The 18008-nt window shown below is 43.7% G+C and carries 19 protein-coding genes and 1 pseudogene; 5 read left to right on the top strand and 15 right to left on the bottom strand.

Features of this window, described 5'->3' with window-relative positions:
* Positions 1–174 (bottom strand): DUF6444 domain-containing protein (locus tag NL643_RS03800; RefSeq protein ID WP_253643924.1); only part of this gene is annotated, 174 nt, incomplete at its 3' end.
* Between the two features lie 213 nt (positions 175–387).
* On the opposite strand from NL643_RS03800, the gene NL643_RS03795 reads away from it, so the two are divergent.
* Entirely contained in the window at positions 388–1074 is a 687-nt protein-coding gene (locus NL643_RS03795; RefSeq protein WP_253643917.1) for a hypothetical protein, read from the top strand.
* Positions 1075–1251: 177 nt separating this feature from the next.
* On the opposite strand, the gene NL643_RS03790 is transcribed toward NL643_RS03795, so the two are convergent.
* From NL643_RS03790 to NL643_RS03770, 5 genes and pseudogenes are all read right to left on the bottom strand, one after another.
* Entirely contained in the window at positions 1252–1710 is a 459-nt protein-coding gene (locus tag NL643_RS03790) for a hypothetical protein (RefSeq protein ID WP_031812063.1), read from the bottom strand.
* Positions 1707–3683: a hypothetical protein gene (locus tag NL643_RS03785; protein ID WP_253643916.1), complete on the bottom strand. Its 1977-nt coding sequence runs from the start codon at positions 3681–3683 to the stop codon at positions 1707–1709. Before NL643_RS03785 ends, NL643_RS03790 begins: the two co-directional genes overlap by 4 nt.
* 3 nt (positions 3684–3686) lie before the next feature.
* On the bottom strand, positions 3687–5549 hold the full coding sequence (locus NL643_RS03780; RefSeq protein ID WP_031812061.1) for a hypothetical protein: 1863 nt from the start codon (positions 5547–5549) through the stop codon (positions 3687–3689).
* Positions 5546–7140, bottom strand: a pseudogene (locus NL643_RS03775) (site-specific integrase). The gene NL643_RS03780 and the pseudogene NL643_RS03775 overlap by 4 nt, the downstream one beginning before the upstream one ends.
* A gap of 56 nt (positions 7141–7196) precedes the next feature.
* A complete protein-coding gene (locus tag NL643_RS03770) occupies positions 7197–7649 on the bottom strand; it encodes a YcgN family cysteine cluster protein (RefSeq protein WP_017635991.1) in 453 nt (150 codons plus the stop codon).
* Between the two features lie 188 nt (positions 7650–7837).
* Here NL643_RS03770 and NL643_RS03765 point away from each other — a divergent pair, with 188 nt between their 5' ends.
* A complete protein-coding gene (locus NL643_RS03765) occupies positions 7838–8086 on the top strand; it encodes a GlsB/YeaQ/YmgE family stress response membrane protein (protein ID WP_005397239.1) in 249 nt (82 codons plus the stop codon).
* A 125-nt stretch (positions 8087–8211) separates the two neighbouring features.
* Positions 8212–8460 carry a YkgJ family cysteine cluster protein gene (locus NL643_RS03760; RefSeq protein WP_025574470.1) on the top strand — a complete coding sequence of 83 codons (249 nt, stop codon included), beginning with the start codon at positions 8212–8214 and terminating at the stop codon, positions 8458–8460.
* Positions 8461–8478: 18 nt separating this feature from the next.
* Here the strand turns inward: NL643_RS03760 and NL643_RS03755 are convergent, their stop codons facing one another.
* From NL643_RS03755 to NL643_RS03745, 3 genes are read right to left on the bottom strand one after another with little or no spacing between them, the layout of a single operon-like run.
* Positions 8479–9138: a transcriptional regulator gene (locus NL643_RS03755; protein ID WP_005397228.1), complete on the bottom strand. Its 660-nt coding sequence runs from the start codon at positions 9136–9138 to the stop codon at positions 8479–8481.
* 28 nt (positions 9139–9166) lie between these two features.
* The gene (locus NL643_RS03750; protein WP_031429678.1) at positions 9167–10444 is read right to left on the bottom strand and encodes a serine dehydratase subunit alpha family protein; all 1278 of its coding nucleotides are present in this window, start codon (positions 10442–10444) and stop codon (positions 9167–9169) included.
* A gap of 15 nt (positions 10445–10459) precedes the next feature.
* Entirely contained in the window at positions 10460–10840 is a 381-nt protein-coding gene (locus tag NL643_RS03745; RefSeq protein WP_005397224.1) for a RidA family protein, read from the bottom strand.
* Positions 10841–11157: 317 nt separating this feature from the next.
* On the opposite strand from NL643_RS03745, the gene NL643_RS03740 reads away from it, so the two are divergent.
* Together NL643_RS03740 and aqpZ are read left to right on the top strand one after the other, a co-directional pair.
* A complete protein-coding gene (locus NL643_RS03740; RefSeq protein WP_253643923.1) occupies positions 11158–12417 on the top strand; it encodes an amino acid permease in 1260 nt (419 codons plus the stop codon).
* Positions 12418–12623: 206 nt separating this feature from the next.
* Complete coding sequence (gene aqpZ, locus NL643_RS03735; RefSeq protein WP_006741734.1) at positions 12624–13322, top strand: aquaporin Z; 699 nt, start codon at positions 12624–12626, stop codon at positions 13320–13322.
* 51 nt (positions 13323–13373) lie between these two features.
* On the opposite strand, the gene recR is transcribed toward aqpZ, so the two are convergent.
* The 6 genes from recR to NL643_RS22745 all read right to left on the bottom strand — a co-directional run bounded on the left by recR (position 13374) and on the right by NL643_RS22745 (position 17789).
* Entirely contained in the window at positions 13374–13973 is a 600-nt protein-coding gene (recR, locus tag NL643_RS03730) for a recombination mediator RecR (RefSeq protein WP_031780610.1), read from the bottom strand.
* A 30-nt stretch (positions 13974–14003) separates the two neighbouring features.
* Positions 14004–14333, bottom strand: coding sequence for a YbaB/EbfC family nucleoid-associated protein (locus NL643_RS03725; protein WP_005380618.1), 330 nt, complete (start codon positions 14331–14333; stop codon positions 14004–14006).
* Positions 14334–14415: 82 nt separating this feature from the next.
* Positions 14416–16521, bottom strand: coding sequence for a DNA polymerase III subunit gamma/tau (gene dnaX / locus NL643_RS03720; protein WP_253643915.1), 2106 nt, complete (start codon positions 16519–16521; stop codon positions 14416–14418).
* Between the two features lie 8 nt (positions 16522–16529).
* Positions 16530–17075 carry an adenine phosphoribosyltransferase gene (gene apt, locus NL643_RS03715; RefSeq protein WP_005380615.1) on the bottom strand — a complete coding sequence of 182 codons (546 nt, stop codon included), beginning with the start codon at positions 17073–17075 and terminating at the stop codon, positions 16530–16532.
* Positions 17076–17237: 162 nt separating this feature from the next.
* On the bottom strand, positions 17238–17630 hold the full coding sequence (locus NL643_RS03710; protein ID WP_041852909.1) for a YbaN family protein: 393 nt from the start codon (positions 17628–17630) through the stop codon (positions 17238–17240).
* Positions 17631–17657: 27 nt separating this feature from the next.
* Positions 17658–17789, bottom strand: a complete 132-nt coding sequence (locus NL643_RS22745; protein ID WP_005380608.1) for a hypothetical protein — start codon at positions 17787–17789, stop codon at positions 17658–17660.
* Positions 17790–18008 lie beyond the last annotated feature (219 nt).

Genomic DNA, 18008 nt, shown 5'->3' with positions numbered 1-18008 from the left:
GTCCTTAGGGTTGTCAGACGAAGGTGGTTTCGATGAATTTTTGGAGTTAGTAGCTTGTTTATCGGTAAGGTGGCGCAACTGTTCCCACAACTCTTCAATCAGTGCGTTTGCTTCGTTAAGGTCAGAGGCTACGGGCGGTTCCTCTTGATATTTAGGGGCTTTCTTTCTGCTCATAACAAACAGGATGAAGCACTGGAATGATCACTCAATAGCCAAGAATGGATCAAGTGCTGAGTGTCACACTTTTTCTGTCAATAGGGGCTTGGTGAACACTTACCAAAAATCCAATGTGAATTATACGCAACGAATAGTGATGAAACTTTATTCTTGGCAAGTTGTAAGGCGGATATGTATGGAGGCACCAAGAAAACTATAATCGAGGGTTTAGTGCTAAATAAATTTCTGTCATTTTCGACCGAGATGTCAGATATACATCAATCAACATTTACTATCCGAACTAGTTCGTGGTTAGGTAAGAAGCTAGATAAGCTTCCATTTTTCCCTAAGCTGATTAAGGCTGTAGATATATTGAGCAAGTCAGGGGAATTGAGAGTTGTGCACGATCACCCTGAGCTTGGTGAGATTGTCGTTGCACGTACTAATGAATTGGATGAGGGCAAGGCATTTATTTGGCAAGTTATATCTTTGCTGAAGTACGTACATAAAGCTCGTATTGTTAACAATTTTCTGAACTCAGATCTTACCTATCAGTATTTCGATGTTCCGGAAGAAGAACTAAAAGCATTAGACGAAATCAGTGGTTTAATTGGTAGCCCAGTTATAACTAATGGTGATCAGATTAAGTCCAACCCAAAGTTCAAAGTGGTACTTAATGAAGGTTTTTGTGTTGATGAGAGCCCTATAGGTGCTACTGATACATGCATCCGTATGTACACGCCGGGAAGTTTAAAGCAATTATTCAATCAAGATATCCCAGAGTATTTTATTCGCCATCAATTTAACAACGTTGCTGTAGCCTCTGATGATGAGTTACTCGAAAACACTGAAGTGGAGTTAGAGTTACAGGTGAGTGATAGCAGCCAATACATAAAATCTGTGCATCAATGTGATTGATGCCAGAGTATAGCTAGATTAGAAAATCTAACTCATATTACCCCTAAGCACCTGTTCATATGATCGAGTGTAAAACGTAATGGGGCATAAGTGTGCCAGCAGTGATAGTTCTGGCACATCTCTGGACAGAAACGAGTTACGATCCTAGCCCCGTTACACTTTGAGTGTGAAAGCGCGTTACTTGAACGGCGTCACAACTGAAATTTCACTCAATAGCTCTTGCTGTAGATCAAACACCCTGAAACGTAGCCTAGCGTTTTCAGCCTCTAACTGTTTTCGGGCTTCAATGGCATTGTCTCGTTGAATCCTATACTTATCTTTCAACTCATTAGCTTTTTTCAGTTGCTGTTTTAGCCTATCAAGCTCAGGCAAAGGGGCATCTAGCTCAATATCTAAACCTGTAGTCATCGCCTTATCGCGGTTTAGGTTATATTCATCGATAACAGGTTTGGCGTAGGCCACGAACTCTTTGAACTTATGGACATAGCTATTGCCAAGCTGGGCTTCATTATTGATTCGGTTTAACGTGAGTTTACCCGTTGCCTTAACATGAAGCGGCTTGCCATCTAATAGTCGCTGAAATGCATTAACCAGTAACCCTTCTGCCTTGCAGGTTGCCTTATACTCTACTTTCATGACCACACCGCCTTAATATCATCCTTGAAACTATCAAATGGAAGGCTGTGTTTGGCCAATGTTGGTTCAATAGACTGAATCTTCTTTTTTCTGGCATCCAGAATCAACTCATTGGCATAATCGCCCATATCATTGATTGCCCGGAACGAAGCAATGAGGTTATCCCGCTCCCTCGATAACCTTTTGGCTGCCTTATCCGTAATAACCTTATGCTCACAGGGGGCTTCAACAATATCCATCAAAGAGCAAAGGCGCTCACAATTACGGTTAGTGCAGTACCCCCCTGTAGGAAGCAACACAATGGATTTGTCACCAGACCTTACCAAGGCTAGCAATTCACTTCGGGACATGACAATTTCCTCTCCCTGCGCTAGCCGCTCGGCTTTATTCCGGGCTATGCGTTCACCTTCTGCACCACTTAAAGTATTGGATACATTGTAAATCTCATCCCATGCATCAACCGCTGAACTTTCAATGGCTTCATCAAATTCACTCATTAATTGAGTATCCATCAACAATTGGTTAGTACGCGCCAGTTCGGAATAATTCGCATACCAATTGGACATGTTTACATTGCGGTGCTTAAGCTGGTATTTGACTGTAAGCGCATTACCTAATAGGTTCTTCACCATAAATACCACAAAACTTCGCCTCAAATCATGAGGGCTAAACCTTGGTAAACCACCTCCAACCTTTAAGCTTCCTGCGCGGTCTGGATTTAGCAGGTCGAATTCTTCAACATCTTCTATGGTCGCAATAATGCTGAATGCCTTCATATTCAGTCCATCATTACGACCATCAACCTTGTATTTTAGCGATGACCTATTTATGAGTACCTGACGATCATAAGGGATATCAGATGAAACAAAAGCACTCTCGAGATCTTGTAGCATTGAATTATATCGATCTTCGGACATCAGGCCATTTCGATAACCGTCATCCAATCGTTCTAGCGAATACTTTCTCGCAGCTTGAGTGGCATCAAACGCCAACTCCAGAGCCAGTTTTGAGATAGGTGCAGTATTCCATGTTGTATAAATTCTTTCGCCCTTATTTCCCTTGGTAGAAAAACCTGAGACCTTGGGAACAGAAAGAACTGAGTCATCGTAGCTTTCTTTATTCATCGAGAGTAGTTCTTCCTTACGTGCAGCAGAAAATAACGCGATGCAGATAAAGCACATTCTGAGCAATACCCCTAACCAATCACCTCGTCTACTATATGTGAAATTAGGTATGGCATGTCGCTCTGGCATTCTAGCTATAGTGCGATTGATCCGTGCATTAAATGACTTCATTTGTTTTCCGCTTAGGGAATTTACACCTAATGCTTTAAGCTCAGCACTAAACATCTCGTCCTGATAGGTATAAAACTTTTCCATAGCTTCTGAAATCTGATGACGATAGGGGTGGTAAGTTTCCACAAACTGAACAACCGTTAATAAAATCTTGGCATGAATATCCTCAGGAAGAGCTATGGCTTGGCCGTTACCAGCACCAGGAACAACCCACTGAATATACTCTCGCTTGTGAACATACCGCGTTAACAAGCCAAATTTATTAAGTGTGTTGATAACAGAGGCAAAAGTTCTGCATGATTCTTCAGAGCCAATCCCATATAGTTTTTTTTTGCACCTTTTCCATTCACGCTCACTTGAAAGTAAGCTGAAATCGCTATTTCCCCATCGGTGTGCTAGGTTTTTTAAAACATTCCTATATCTTATCAAAGAACTAACAGATGCATGTGTGCCAGATATTTCCTTTTGAGATTTCATGACTGCGTATAGATAAGACTGAATATCCTTTCGGTAATTTTCATTGATATGGTCAAATGCGATTGTTTTTTGGTTCTGATTAAGAGCGTGAAAATACCATTCATTATCGAAAACACGAGATTCTCCATTACCTTTAGAGTTAAATGTCACGTATGGATTTTCAGCGAGTTCTTGATGAAGCTGTATAAGCTTTTCAGACATAGGCTACCCCTTAAAGAATTGGCTTGCGCTGGCTCGATCTTGGTAAAGCGGGTGGTAATCGCTGTCATCCACCTTTTGTTTTGCTAGAGCGTAATTTTGGGGTGCTTTTTGTTTTAGCCTGATAAGGACTTTTTTCAACATCCCCTCCACCACAAAATACTCATCCTTCGGTGTGGAATTACTTGCCACCATCTCTTTGAGGTCTTCGATTTGTTCTAAAAACGATAGCATCAACCAGATATCATTTTCTGAAGCCACCAATTTATGGCTCCCACAATCAAAGCAGGCAAGAAAATCTGTGCAACGCCCTGTATCTTGGGAAAAATCAATCCCCAACTGCTTCATGCGCCTTGCTTCTGCAATAAGTCTCTCTGGTGTTGGTCCTGCGCACTTGATCCCACTGGGCGTGGTCATTAATGGCTGCTCTTGGCTTTCATGGTAGCGCAATTTCTTATAATCATAATCAGACAAAATATCGCTGTGCATTACCTTGGAGCCTTCAATGGCTTTACCAACCTCCTCACCCTTGGCAATAGCACTTAACGCACCAAACGTGGCATTTAGGTTATTATCATGGTCAGCCTGAACGCCGCTAGAGTAGCGTTTGGCGATAACATTCATGGTATTATTCAGCCCCTGTGACACTAAGAAGATATCTTCAGTTACTCGCATCAATACATCAGATTTAGTCGCTCTGAATCGACTTGTAGAAACTTTCAACCCTGTTATTTTTTCCAGTTGTATATTTATCGTTTCAACACTTGAACCATGACTATTGAAAGTCAAAATCTCACCACTAGTATTAAAGAAAGGGCATAACGGTAAGTTATTTGAAAACGGAATTCCTAGTAATTGGTACATCACTTTAGATGTTTTTAGCCATCTAGTAACCAGCTCTTTAGTTCGTAGGCTAAAGCCAGCGCTATTATCCAAATTTTTATAACCTGCCCTGGACTTTTCACCATCAAAAACAAACCGGCCACTACCAATACCTTTAAATGACACATCTTTATGTTTTATATTAGCAAGTACCGACGTATTCATACCTGTCAGCATTGAGAATACAAAAAACCAATTACGTGAAGCTTGATTATAAAAATTATGCCTTTTCAGTTGTTCAAGAGATAGAGGGCTCGAGTTTATTGTTAAACTGGTGGGCTGCATACACTTTTTAAATCCGTACCTACTTGCACCAACTCTTTGATTTGTCCACCCCAGCTTTTTTACCCTTTTAGAAAAAAGCTCTTCATCATAGAATGGATGAATATCTAACAACTCATCGTTCTCTATGGCTTTTTGAAAAGAAAGGGCTCCTTTAACCAATAAATTGGATAATGGTTTCAGCTCCGTTTCCACATGAAACGCTTTATTCTCAGCAAGAGGTCTACCAGCGACTCGCGGTAATTTCTTAAGGTCAGGTTCTCTATTCCTTTGCCTTAAGAAAAAAGATAAGCAAGTTTTAATACTTGTCGATTTTGAGACCAGTTCACCTTTATCAGACAACTTATTGAAGTGCTTAATGCAATCTCCCATGATTGCATTACTAAAAAAATCGCCATGATAATTAATACTGTCGAGATATTGGAAATAATCAATAAAGCCAGAAAAAACAGTCTTTCTTGTATTACTATTTGGGAAGTTACTCAGTATTTGGTGAATTTCCCTAACTATATCATCCCTATTCGCTAACACCTCATTGCCTTGTTTAATTTTTTTTAATGTCGGAACATTACGATAGCGTAAGCGATAGGTATATGCGACTCTTCTATTGCCATAAGATAAGACCATGTCTTCAAAACGAAGTGGTATGATAGGTGCGCTTCTTTTTTCTATTGTAATTTTGGTGCGTTTCCGTCCTTGAATCATAATGCAACCTCCAAATCATCAAAAGCACCTATATAATCAAGTACGTCTTCGTAGATTTCATCGGCAGAGGGCATATCCTGTGCAATTTTCAGGTATTCTATCGTCGTCGCCCTACCTTCATGACCTAGCAACGCCGATACCCTATCCAATGCCTCATCAGGTGTGATTGACTGGTTGCCATAATCATTTTTTTATTTAAAAGGTGGCGGAAGATATTCACGGCAAACGTTGAGCGTAAATTATGTATGGAACCGACAATAGGATGGTCAAGACCTTGAGTTAAATTTGCAGTGTTACGAATTTCCCCCCAGCGCCCAGTAAAGTCTTGTAGCCGTGTAAACATGGGTTTCCCAGATTGGGTAATAAATAGGTATTCCAGTTCGGGGTTAATGGCATCGTCACCCTCAAAGAAATGCATATTACCTGCCTCAACCTGCTCATTACACCATGCTTTGAATTTCTTAAGGCGCTTTTGATACCTGTCCGACTGCGAGTAATCGTAAAGCATCTTCATCAATGCGGCAGGGATAATGGTAACGCGGCTTTTATTCTTCTCTGCGAAGCCCTCAGCCGTCTTTGTGAGTGATTGGTACTTATCACCGACACCAAAATCCATCACAGGCTTTTTAAACACCTCTTTGCCATCCTGAATCATAGTTTCAGGGTTAACAATCTGTCCCAGATGAAGGCTCGCAGCTTCCTCTCGGCGTAACCCCGTATTACGGCAAATCATTGGATGCAGACAAAACTCAATCGGCAGTGAGTGCAGTTTATTATTGTCACCATGACGAACCACCCTGCGAGATTTCATTAATATGGTTTGTAGGATGTTCCATTCACTATTGGTGAATGGTTTTAGGTCACGGCGTAGGTTACTGAGATTTGTGCCGCCACTGCGTGACGACTTAGAAAACTTTATCCGCATATCGGTCGTGTGTACCTGCTTACGTTGGTAAGCTTTCATGCTGGATGCAGACGCCTCGAAATGGATGTTCACTGTCTCAAACTGGAAGGGAGGATTATTGAAGCGGATGCCTTGACGAAGACAGTGTTTATAGAAGCCAACCACACTGCTCATATATTGCCTAGCCGTTGTTTTAGCCAATACATCATCAATAGCGAGTTGCTTTATTCCATCTCGATATTTGTAGGTTAAACGCTCTTGTTTGTTACGGGGAAAAGCACTCCATTCTGGGCGGGGGTCATTATAGAGAGGGTCAAAGTCCTCTTCATCGTATTCAGCGTCCCACTCTGCCTGTTTGTCCAATACGAAGCTGAAGTAATGGGCAAGCCCCTGTGCATCAGTACCAAGCTCAAGCACACCATCATCGATTGCTTTCGACAATAGGAACTCATTGACCATATCTAATGGTTGGTAGCTAATCAGGTTGTCTTTGTCGTCATAACCAGCGACATAGAGTAAGGGAAGTTTCTTGATGGGGATCTGATTGCCATTGGCACGGTAGGTAACCTGGGGTTCGCCATTCTCATCAATGGATACCAATGGTTTCTCGTAAACGAAGTGAGGGATAGGTGAAATCTCTACCTCTTTTCGTATGACATTTTTCTGAATTTCATCGTTATCTGACATACTAAACCTCATGCTGTACATACAACCAATATATACAGCATTCTCAACTCTTAAAGTTAATTGTGAGGTTTTAGTCTATCAGGTAAGTTTTGAATGTGGTCTTCCCAATCCACCACATCAATCTCGTATACCACTTTATTGCGGACACTTTCGCCCGCCGCGTGCATCGCAGATTTCGAGCCCGTAATCAACGGATGCCATTCTGGTAAAGGCTGCTTTTCAGCCAACAGGCGGTAAGCGCACGTATGCGGCAGCCAAGTAAAATCGTCGATGTCTTCGCGCGTCAGCTTGGTGCACTCTTCACCCGAAGTAAAACGATTTGGGTAATCCTTACAAGAACACGTTTTGCTATTTAGCCAGCTACAGGCCACATTGGTGTAATAGATTTCGTCGGTATCTTCGTCCATTAGCTTATGCAGGCAACATTTACCACAACCATCACAGAGAGATTCCCATTCCTCTTCTGTCATCTGCTCTAACGATTTACTTTGCCAAAATGGAGTGCTCATACTTCAGGTCTCACCAAGGGAATTTAGGGGGCGATTTATACCCCTCTCGACGCAAAAGTTCAAGTTTTGAGAAGATCTCGAATCATTCACACATAACAGTAGAGATATTCAACTACTTTCGCTTTACTGTTCTATCCTTAAACGAGTTTCCATTACTCAATTGATCAAGAAGGCATTAAGGAGTTTTCATGGGTATTATTTCTTGGATTATTTTGGGCTTAATCGCCGGTGCACTCGCAAAATGGCTCATGCCAGGAAAAGATGGGGGTGGCTGGATTGCAACAATGCTACTCGGTATTGCCGGTGCCTTTGTCGGCGGCTTTCTTGGCGGTATTCTGGGTTTCGGCGGGGCAACTGGCGTAAATATCGGTAGCATCATCACCGCAACGCTAGGCGCATTTATTCTGCTGTTTGTTTACAACCGCTTCTTGAGATGATCACAACGGTTTAAAAGCCAAAAGGAGCACTCTATTGAGTGCTCCTTTTTATTTTTCTTAGGCGACTCTTCCAATCCACGTCAAAATGACCATAATTGCCCCTCAATTTTTAAGAGGTTTACATTATGGATTGTCGATTAGGATGCGGAGCTTGCTGTATTGCGCCAAGTATCTCTTCACCGATACCTGGAATGCCCAAGGGCAAACCAGCAGGTGTTCGTTGCGTACAACTCAACGATGATAATTTGTGTAAGCTGTTTGGTAAGCCTGAGCGCCCCAACGTTTGTCACGATTTTAAACCGTGTCCGGTTGTGTGTGGCAAAACCAACCAAGAAGCGCTCGACAACATCACTGAGCTAGAGCAACTTACTTAATCTATTCAGAGCCCCCGTTTAGTCGTTACCAAGCTCTCGTAAGTACAAGTAGATGGTATCGCGCGAGATGCCAAGATGGTTTGCAACCATTAAAACAGCATCTTTGTATTTAAAAATGCCTAAGCCGTGCAGTCGCGTCACCAGTTCACGGTTACGTTTAGAAGGCGCAATGGCTTCATTTTCCCACACTTCTGTTTGTACGGTTTCTATCGTGCTGATGATGGTTTCATCGATATTACGCGCAAACGTTTCTGGTGATCGAGCGCCACCAACACAACACTCGGTGTGTTGCTGAGGCAGCATTGCCTTTAAAAATGCCTGCATCGGTGCATCCATATCCACGTTGATACACAGCAAACCAATCGGTTTGTTTTTTGGATTTCTGACAATGGTCGTAATGGAGTGCAAGGTCTTTCCGTTCGACGTTTTCGTCAAGTACGAATCAGAAACGTCCTTGCCCTCTCTTAACTTCATTCTCGCTAAGTTGGTAATTGGGGCACCTTCACTGCGTTCCGTAACGTGCCCGTTTGCGATTTTGATGATTTCCGGCGCTTCGGCATCTAAGCTGTGGAGAACCACTTCAGTGTGTTCACCATACATACGTGCAATGCCATCCACGACGTTTTTCATAGAGTTCAAAATATCGAGATCACTCTTGGTGAGTTTCTTTAGTAGCAATGTTACTTCCCTTAGCAAAAACTGGAGGTTAGGCCGACATAATATCGATAATAGATTTGTCAGTATACGGCATACCGAAACGAACCATTGAGCCAACATTTCTTATCGTTTGCTCAACTTCTTCGCCTACTATACCTTGATTCTTAACACTGTGGTTACCCATCGCCATCAAATATGAGCGCACCGCCGTTGTCGACGAAGTACACACTTTCATCGCACAAGAGGACTTCGCACCATCGCACACCATACCTGAACTGTCGCTGATGACGTTTTGAATGGCGTAGCATGATTGCTCAAATGTACCACCAGCTAAATACACCAGCGCCATAGAAGCTGCCGCACTGGTAACAGTGTTGCCACAAAATGCGGATAACGGTGGGTAATAAGATTTGATGTAAATAGCCCCTAAATGGCTCATGATCAACGCGCGAGCCAACTGTTCTTCGTCGTTTTGGAATACTTCTGCCGCAACTACAACTGGCATTGTAGCGGCAATACCTTGGTTCCCACTGCCGAAATTGCTCATGGCTGGCAACGTTGCCCCTCCCATGCGAGCATCAGACGCCGCTGATGTCATCATCTGTATACGACTCATTAAGTCATTGCCCAATAAGCCTTGCTCGATGTTGCCTTTTAGCGTGCGTCCAATTTCTAGGCCGTAACCTCGGTCGATACCCTCTTGAGCCAGCAAGGTATTAAGCTCTGCAGCTTGGAGAATGAATTTGATCTCTTCAAAAGGCGCCTGAGTGGCAAACTCATAGATTTGTTTGATCGAAATATCCACACCTTCACAAACAGAAGCGGTTGCAACGCGTTGCTGCGGTGGAGCATCAAAAATCACGTCGCCATTGCGCATGATCTGGATAATGTTGGTGTGACCGCCACTGATCGTGACCGAAACAACATCGTCACCAGAGGTGAGCGTTACGCTGCAATAAATGAATTCTTGCGTATCCATGCGCGCTACAGTTACCCGCTCTTCATCTATCAATTGTTGCGCAGCAGCAACATCCTGCTTATTAATCCGAGCCAACACTTCCAGTTCTGCTGTTGGGTCACCGGCTAATGCACCAACTGAGGCGGCAATTTTGAGGCCTATCTTGCCCGTTCCAGGTACGAAAACACCCATCGAGTTTTTAAATAGGTTGTCTGAAACACGCACCTCTATCGCATCAATATCGGATGTGCCTAACTCTTTTCTAGCAACTGCTGCCGCGTACGCAGCAGCAATGGGTTCTGTACATCCTAATGCAGGTTTCACAACTTGCTTAATGATTTGGATATATTGTGTCCATTGCTGGTTCATGCTCTGTTCTCCGTATTACTTTTTATGAGCAATCGCTTCGACTTCAATTAACACGCCAAGAGGCAAATCTTTCACTGCGAAGCAACTGCGTGCCGGACAATCTTGTTGGAAAAACTCTGCGTAGACCTTGTTAAACTCGGCAAAGTCATTAATATTCGATAGGTAACACGTTGTTTTTAAAACAGTATCGATACTGCCACCACCAGCCTCTAAAACGTGCTTCAAGTTAGTAAGAGATTGATGACTTTGTGCACTGATGCCGCCTTCAACGACTTTTCCTGTTGCCTTATCAACGGGTAATTGGCCAGAAGTAAAAATCAAATCGCCATAGCTAGTGCCATGTGAATAAGGTCCGATAGCAGCAGGCGCGTGTTCAGATGAAATCAATTTTTTCATTTTTAAATCCTCACATAAATTTTATTTTTTATTAAGAAGTTTCTAATTCAACTTCCGTATTAGCGTTATTTTTTCAATTAAATATGAATAAAACAACTAGATAAGATCACAAAATTCGTTAAAAACTCCAATTTATTTGAACTTCTCCGCCAAGATCTCAAATTTATCTGAATTTTCCACAAAAAAATTGGTGATATACATTTTCTCAATTAAATTTGAGAAAAATTCATACTAACAAGAGAAACAATAAAATGAGCGTGACAGCACCTACACAAACCTTACCTATCGGTAAAGAGCCACCGCACGTAAAAGCAGGCATGGCCCTAGACGAGTGGAAAGCCGCGATCAAGTTTGATAGCCCAGACTGGGGATGGGTGATCATGAGTATCGGCATGGCAATCGGTGCCGGTATTGTCTTTTTACCAGTAAAAGTAGGCGTATTGGGCCTTTGGGTATTCTTGGCCTCTGCCGTGATCGGCTACCCAGCAATGTACTTATTCCAACGCCTTTTCATCAACACTCTCTCAAGTTCACCAAAGTGCCAAGATTACGCTGGCGTCATTTCCGGCTACCTTGGTAACAAATGGGGGGCGTTATTAGGTGTGCTCTACTTCATCATGTTGGTGATTTGGGTCTTTGTTTACTCAACAGCTATCAACAATGACTCGGCATCTTTCCTACATAGTTTTGGCATCACGGAAGGTTTATTGTCTGAAAACCCGCTATATGGTCTGGCTTTAGTGTGCGCGCTGGTCGCTATTGCATCTCGTGGTGAAAAGATTTTGTTTAAGGTCAGTACTGGTCTTGTACTGATTAAACTTTGTACCGTTGCATTACTTGGCGTCATGATGATCGAAAAATGGGATGTAGCGAATGTCGGTGCAATTCCAGAAACAGGCGCTGGTTTGAAAGATGCAATTGAGCTACTGCCGTTTACTCTAACGTCTATTCTCTTCATTCAAAGCTTGAGCCCAATGGTGATCTCATACCGATCAAAAGAAAAATCGATTGAGGTTGCTCGCTTTAAAGCCATGCGCGCAATGAAAATTGCTTTCGGTATCTTGTTTGTGACCGTCTTCTTCTACGCGATTTCCTTTACGCTTGCGATGTCACATGAACAAGCGGTTAAAGCAGCAGAAGAGAACATCTCTGCTCTTGCGATGGTTGCGCAAGGCATGGACGGCACGACGCTAAAACTAATGAGTTTGATGCTGAATATTTTCTCAGTAATGACTGCGTTTTTTGGCGTGTACTTAGGTTTCCGCGATTCTTGCCAAGGTCTAGCGATGCTGGCTCTAAAAAAGGTCATGCCTGAAGATAAGATCAATAAAGACTTAGTCACCAAGGGAATCATTCTCTTTGCGATTCTCATGGCGTGGGGTGCGATTGTATTGAATCTACCAGTTCTGAGCTTCACATCAGTATGTAGCCCTATCTTTGGTTTGATTGGCTGTTTGATTCCAGCTTACCTTGTCTACCAAGTGCCTTCTTTACACAAATACAAAGGCGCGTCGCTTTACTTGATTATTGCGACTGGTATTTTGTTGTGCGTATCACCTTTCGTCGCATTTAGCTAAAACCTACGTTGCCTTGGCTGTTACTCAGGTAGTGATGGCCAAGGCAACCCTAAAATTCAACCTCTCCTCTCCTTACTTTTCTCTCATCCTTGAGAACTCTTGCCACATACCGTCCTATTTGCAGTCTTTACGCGATCTACCTCACACTTTATTGACAATTCTCAACTATGTTCAGCGGGTCATTTAAGTAGAAATTAGGAAATAACATGAACAAGTATTTAGCAGAGGCTTTTGGTACGTTCTGGCTAGTATTAGGCGGTTGCGGTAGCGCAGTGTTGGCTGCAGGTTTCCCAGACGTGGGTATTGGTCTGCTGGGCGTTGCTCTGGCCTTTGGTTTAACCGTTTTAACCATGGCATTTGCAATCGGTCATATTTCAGGTTGTCACTTGAACCCGGCAGTGACGGTTGGTCTTTGGGCTGGCGGTCGTTTTGAGACAAAAGACGTTGCGCCTTACATCATCGCACAAGTGCTCGGCGGGCTGATCGCTGGTGGCATTCTTTATGTCATCGCGACAGGACAAGCTGGATTCGATGTTGTGGGTTCTGGCTTTGCCGCCAATGGTTATGGTGAACACTCGCCGGGTCAGTACTCCATGCTTGCTGCGCTAGTTTCTGAAGTCGTGATGACGATGATGTTCCTTATCGTGATCATGGGGGCGACAGACAAACGTGCACCTCAAGGTTTTGCACCTATAGCGATTGGTTTGTGTCTGACTCTTATTCACCTGATCAGCATTCCTGTGACAAACACCTCAGTAAACCCGGCTCGTAGTACAGCAGTCGCAATGTATGTGGGTGACTGGGCAGTTTCTCAATTATGGCTGTTCTGGATTGCGCCTATTTTGGGTGGTGTACTTGGTGCAGTCATCTACAAAAACCTTCTTGGTAAAGAATCGAACGATTAATCGTTCCCAACTCACAAGATCAAAAAAGCCGCTGAATTCAGCGGCTTTTTATTAAATTCTGTGTCGACCTAACAGCGAGTGTGACAACGTCGTGCCATCAACAAGCTCAAGTTCTCCACCGACAGGCACACCATGCGCGATGCGGCTGGCATCAACTTGGTGTTCTTTACATAGCTCTGCGATGTAATGTGCAGTGGCTTCGCCTTCAACCGTCGGGTTTGTTGCCAAAATCACTTCGGCTATATCACCGCGACGTAAGCGGTAATCCAGCACATCCAGCCCAATATCACTTGGACCAATACCGTCTAGTGGTGACAAATGTCCCATAAGAACAAAGTATCGACCAGAATACTGGCCCGTTGCTTCGACTGCAGCAATGTCTGCCGGGCTTTCTACCACACAAATTTGACCATTTTCTTGGCGTTTTGGGTTAGTACAAATATGACAGACTTCTTCTTCGGTGAAGGTTCGACACTCAGTACAATGACCGATTTCTGTCATTGCCTGGCTAAGCGCATCTGCAAGTTGCAAACCGCCTTTTCTATCGCGCTGTAACAAATGAAAGGCCATACGCTGCGCCGACTTGGGGCCAACCCCAGGTAGACAACGTAAGGCCTCCATCAATTGCTCCAGCATATGACTGGTACGCATTAAAAGTCCGCTTAATTAAATATCAGCAGATTAGAATGGCATTTTCATACCTGGTGGTAGTTGCATACCGCCAGTTACAGAAGCCATTTTCTCTTTTTGAGTTTCTTCAACACGACGGGCCGCATCGTTGAACGCCGCAGCGATCAGATCTTCAAGCATTTCTTTGTCGTCTTCCATCAAACTTTCATCGATGTCAACACGACGTACGCTGTGACTACCAGTGATAGTAACTTTTACTAGGCCAGCACCAGACTCGCCAGTTACTTCCATATTCGCGATTTCTTCTTGAAGCTTTTGCATGCGATCTTGCATTTGCTGGGCTTGCTTCATTAGGTTGCCCATACCGCCTTTACCAAACATGTTTATCTCTCTGGTTTAATGAGGTGTTGCATCAATTAATGGGGTTATAACCTTAGGTTTTCAACCCCATTCCATTCGATTATTAGATAGGGCGCACACTATCTTTATCAAGCTCTGCAGCAAAACGACGTTCAATAAATTGAACATTTGGATCGTTTTCTAAACTATTCAGAGCTTGCTGTAATTTCTCTTGATAGAGCCTATCTCTAAGTTCAAGTGGTGTTTCTCCACTCTCCCCTATTTCGATGCTCATGTGGCACTCTTCACCTAACACGGTATTAAGTGCTTTAAGCAATTCGGCTTGAGCTCTATCTGTATTCAAATGAGCTTGGCTGCTTCTCAATAGCAACGAAACGGTTGTTCCTTCCTTACTATAATGAGAGTTTAGCGCAAGTTGCTCTACCAGCTTAGGGATCTCCATTAAGCTGATTAGCTTCGCCCATTCATTATGTTCTAACGATTCATCGATGAGCTTTTGTGCCATTTCAGGCGTTTTCTCATGCTCAAGTGCCTGCTTGAGCTGCGTAGGTGTCAGTTTTGTATTCACTTTTGTCTCAACAGGCTTGCTTGGACGCCAGCGATACGCTTCCTCAACTTGTAGCTCCGTCGACTTCGGAGCTGAGTTTGGCGACACCTGCGCGGAATTGCCATGCAATTGCGCTACTCGGTCGATAACCGATTCTGGTTGTGCAGATGCCGCTTTAGGCTTTTTTGAGCCACCATTTTGAGGAGTGTTCTGTTGTAGGCCTTGACGCTGAGAACGTAATTGGTGACGTAAACCGCTTAGACCACCGCGCGCCGGTGTTGAAACGCTTTCTTGCTCTTGTTGAGGTGGCGTTTCATGCTGCGGTGCAGGGTTTTCGCTCATCGGCGGCGCCATATCATACTGTGGCGGAACCGTCTCATATCCACTCGCGTGATATTCAGGTTGTGAATTGGATGAAGGTTGAGGCGCAACTTGTGGTGAGCTTTGTGCTGGACTCGGCTGCTGAGCTCGAGGAGCAGCTACTGTCTGAGCTGGTGCAGTCTTTGGTTGACTGGCACTTTGAACTGGGGCTGAAGCTGGTTCGCAGTTACTAGAAACAACATTTGCCCCACTGTTATTTGATGGGCGGAACGCCATCATACGCAGCACAATCATTTCCAGACCGACTCGCCCATTTGGCGAGAGAGTCAAATCTTCACGACCTTTCAATGCAATTTGGTAGTAAAGCTGAACGTCTTGCGGACTTAGTGCTTTACTCAACAACTCGATTTTTTCTGCATCTGGCTGCGCTCGGTCTAGCGACGCTGGCAGCGCTTGATACATCGCAATTCGATGAAGCTGTGTTGCGACTTGCTGCAACAAACCATCCCACTCAACACCATTTGCTGCTAATTGCTGGATTTTATCCATGGCTTGTTGAGGTTGCTTGCTGCTGATTGACTCCAGTAAGTGAATCGCTTGGTCGGTATCAATCGTCCCCAACATGTGGCTGACAATATCAGTTTGCACCGCACCGTTACCTAAAGCAATTGCTTGATCGGTCAAGCTGAGAGCATCACGCATACTGCCATCTGCAGCATGTGAAATCATACCTAGTGCTTTTGGTTCTGCCGATACTTGCTCTTGACCCAGAATGTAGTCAAGTTGCTGATGAATATCATCAACGCTGATCGGTTTGAGATGGAACTGTAGACAACGCGACAATATAGTAACTGGCAGCTTTTGTGGATCGGTTGTTGCGAGTAAGAACTTCACATACTCTGGCGGCTCTTCCAGGGTTTTCAACAACGCATTGAAAGAGTGACGCGATAGCATGTGTACCTCATCGATGAGGTACACTTTAAAACGTCCACGAGCAGGTTTGTATTGAACGTTGTCTAACAGTTCGCGAGTGTCTTCAACTTTAGTACGTGATGCCGCATCGATTTCAAGAAGATCGACAAAGCGACCTTCATCAATTTCACGACAAGTATCGCACTTACCACAAGGTGTCGCGGTAATACCGGTTTCGCAGTTCAAGCCTTTGGCAAACAACCTACCGATACTCGTTTTACCCACACCACGAGTCCCGCTGAACAGATAAGCATGGTGTAAACGGTTTTGCGCCAGTGCGTTTTCCAACGCCGTCAGGACATGTTTTTGTCCGACAACTTGGTCAAACTGATTAGGACGCCATTTTCGCGCTAAAGCTAAATAACTCATTGAATGTATTAATGTCCTTCAAAATCGCAAATGCTGTATACGTTTAGACCTAGTGCTTCTAAACGTTTATCACCACCGATTTCTGGTAGGTTGATAACGAACGCAGCGTGCTCAACTTCACCGCCCAGTTGGCGAATCAGCTTAGTCGTCGCTTCAATAGTGCCGCCCGTTGCCAATAAATCGTCGACAACCAGTACTTTGTCGCCTTCAACGATGGCATCTGTATGGATTTCTAGTGTATCAACGCCGTATTCAAGCTCATAAGATTGAGCAACAGTAGGACGTGGTAGCTTGCCTGGTTTACGTACTGGTACAAAACCAACACCTAGCTCAAGCGCTAAAGGCGCACCAAATAAAAAGCCACGAGCTTCCGTACCCACAACCTTGGTAAAGCCCATATCTTTGTAACGTTCAACAAGTAAGTTGATCGTCGCTTGGTATGCTTTTGCGTCTTCAAGAAGGCTCGTCACATCACGAAATAGAATGCCTGGCTTTGGGTAGTCTTGGATGCTTTTGATGCTAGATTTGATCAGTGAAATTGTTTCTGTAGTCATAATACCGATTTACTTAGATTGGCTCATCGCCCTCTCTAATCGCAGTATCACGAGGGCAACGAACAATAGGTTTTCACCACTATGTGCTTATTTTCGTAAGAGTCACAGGCGCTGAAAATACAAACGCCCACTCGAAGAGCGGGCACACTATTCTCTACAATCTTAGTGATTTTCTTCTCTGTCAGCAACCAACTCAATCACAGGCAGACGCATAAACCAGCCGAGTAAAACGATTAGCATCACTAAAAGACCAATTTTCACCCAAACAAGGGGAACAACAACGATTGAAACCATGAAACTAAGTGCAATAAAAATGGCGCCACGCTGTTTTACTTTTGAAGTAACAGCTCGGTGCTTATGCCAATTATCGAGAATCGGTCCAAACGTTTTGTGGTTATGTAGCCAATGATGAAATGCGGGGCTACCACGCATAAAACATGCACTAGCAAGTAGAATGAAAGGAGTGGTGGGTAAAAGCGGAAGGGCTATGCCGGCAATGCCGAGCACAATACAGAGTCCACCAACGGTATTGAAAAAGTAACGCTTAATACGAATGGTGAACTCCGGTACAAAATAGCTAGATTAAAAGCCTGCGTAACCATTCATTACACGAAGCCAGGTTAGCGTTGCAGGTAGTGTTGGAATTAAAAGTACTGCAATGAAACCTAAAAAGTAAAAAATATTATAAGGCTCTTTAAAATCTTTGTCTGCCATGATGTATCTTCTCACTAGTTGACTTTGCTTCTCCCAAGGCACAGCGTTAAATTATCGTTGCACAAATGGGTCATTATTGTTTTAGGCGTTGACTATACCTTAAACAGCCAAATCTAAACACCAGCAAAAAGTAAGGTTATTGTTCGAGCATTTGTTGTGTTTTGTGGTTCTAAAAAGACAATAAGCAGCGCCAAGACGCTGCTTATTGTGTTATGAAGT

It is taken from the genome of Vibrio sp. Y42_MX_L11, assembly GCF_024181785.1.
GTDB lineage: Bacteria > Pseudomonadota > Gammaproteobacteria > Enterobacterales > Vibrionaceae > Vibrio > Vibrio diabolicus.
Note: the sequence above shows the minus strand (reverse complement) of the source record. Positions and strands in the feature narration are given on the sequence as shown.

Coding starts and splice junctions, on each gene's coding strand:
- NL643_RS03725 (WP_005380618.1), bottom strand. CDS start 14,333: ATGTTTGGTAAAGGCGGTATGGGCAACCTAATGAAGCAAGCCCAGCAA.
- NL643_RS03765 (WP_005397239.1), top strand. CDS start 7,838: ATGGGTATTATTTCTTGGATTATTTTGGGCTTAATCGCCGGTGCACTC.
- NL643_RS03740 (WP_253643923.1), top strand. CDS start 11,158: ATGGCCCTAGACGAGTGGAAAGCCGCGATCAAGTTTGATAGCCCAGAC.
- apt (WP_005380615.1), bottom strand. CDS start 17,075: ATGACTACAGAAACAATTTCACTGATCAAATCTAGCATCAAAAGCATC.
- NL643_RS03790 (WP_031812063.1), bottom strand. CDS start 1,710: ATGAAAGTAGAGTATAAGGCAACCTGCAAGGCAGAAGGGTTACTGGTT.
- NL643_RS03760 (WP_025574470.1), top strand. CDS start 8,212: ATGGATTGTCGATTAGGATGCGGAGCTTGCTGTATTGCGCCAAGTATC.
- NL643_RS03770 (WP_017635991.1), bottom strand. CDS start 7,649: ATGAGCACTCCATTTTGGCAAAGTAAATCGTTAGAGCAGATGACAGAA.
- recR (WP_031780610.1), bottom strand. CDS start 13,973: ATGCGTACCAGTCATATGCTGGAGCAATTGATGGAGGCCTTACGTTGT.
- NL643_RS03780 (WP_031812061.1), bottom strand. CDS start 5,549: ATGATTCAAGGACGGAAACGCACCAAAATTACAATAGAAAAAAGAAGC.
- NL643_RS03745 (WP_005397224.1), bottom strand. CDS start 10,840: ATGAAAAAATTGATTTCATCTGAACACGCGCCTGCTGCTATCGGACCT.
- aqpZ (WP_006741734.1), top strand. CDS start 12,624: ATGAACAAGTATTTAGCAGAGGCTTTTGGTACGTTCTGGCTAGTATTA.
- NL643_RS22745 (WP_005380608.1), bottom strand. CDS start 17,789: ATGGCAGACAAAGATTTTAAAGAGCCTTATAATATTTTTTACTTTTTA.
- NL643_RS03750 (WP_031429678.1), bottom strand. CDS start 10,444: ATGAACCAGCAATGGACACAATATATCCAAATCATTAAGCAAGTTGTG.
- NL643_RS03785 (WP_253643916.1), bottom strand. CDS start 3,683: ATGTCTGAAAAGCTTATACAGCTTCATCAAGAACTCGCTGAAAATCCA.
- dnaX (WP_253643915.1), bottom strand. CDS start 16,521: ATGAGTTATTTAGCTTTAGCGCGAAAATGGCGTCCTAATCAGTTTGAC.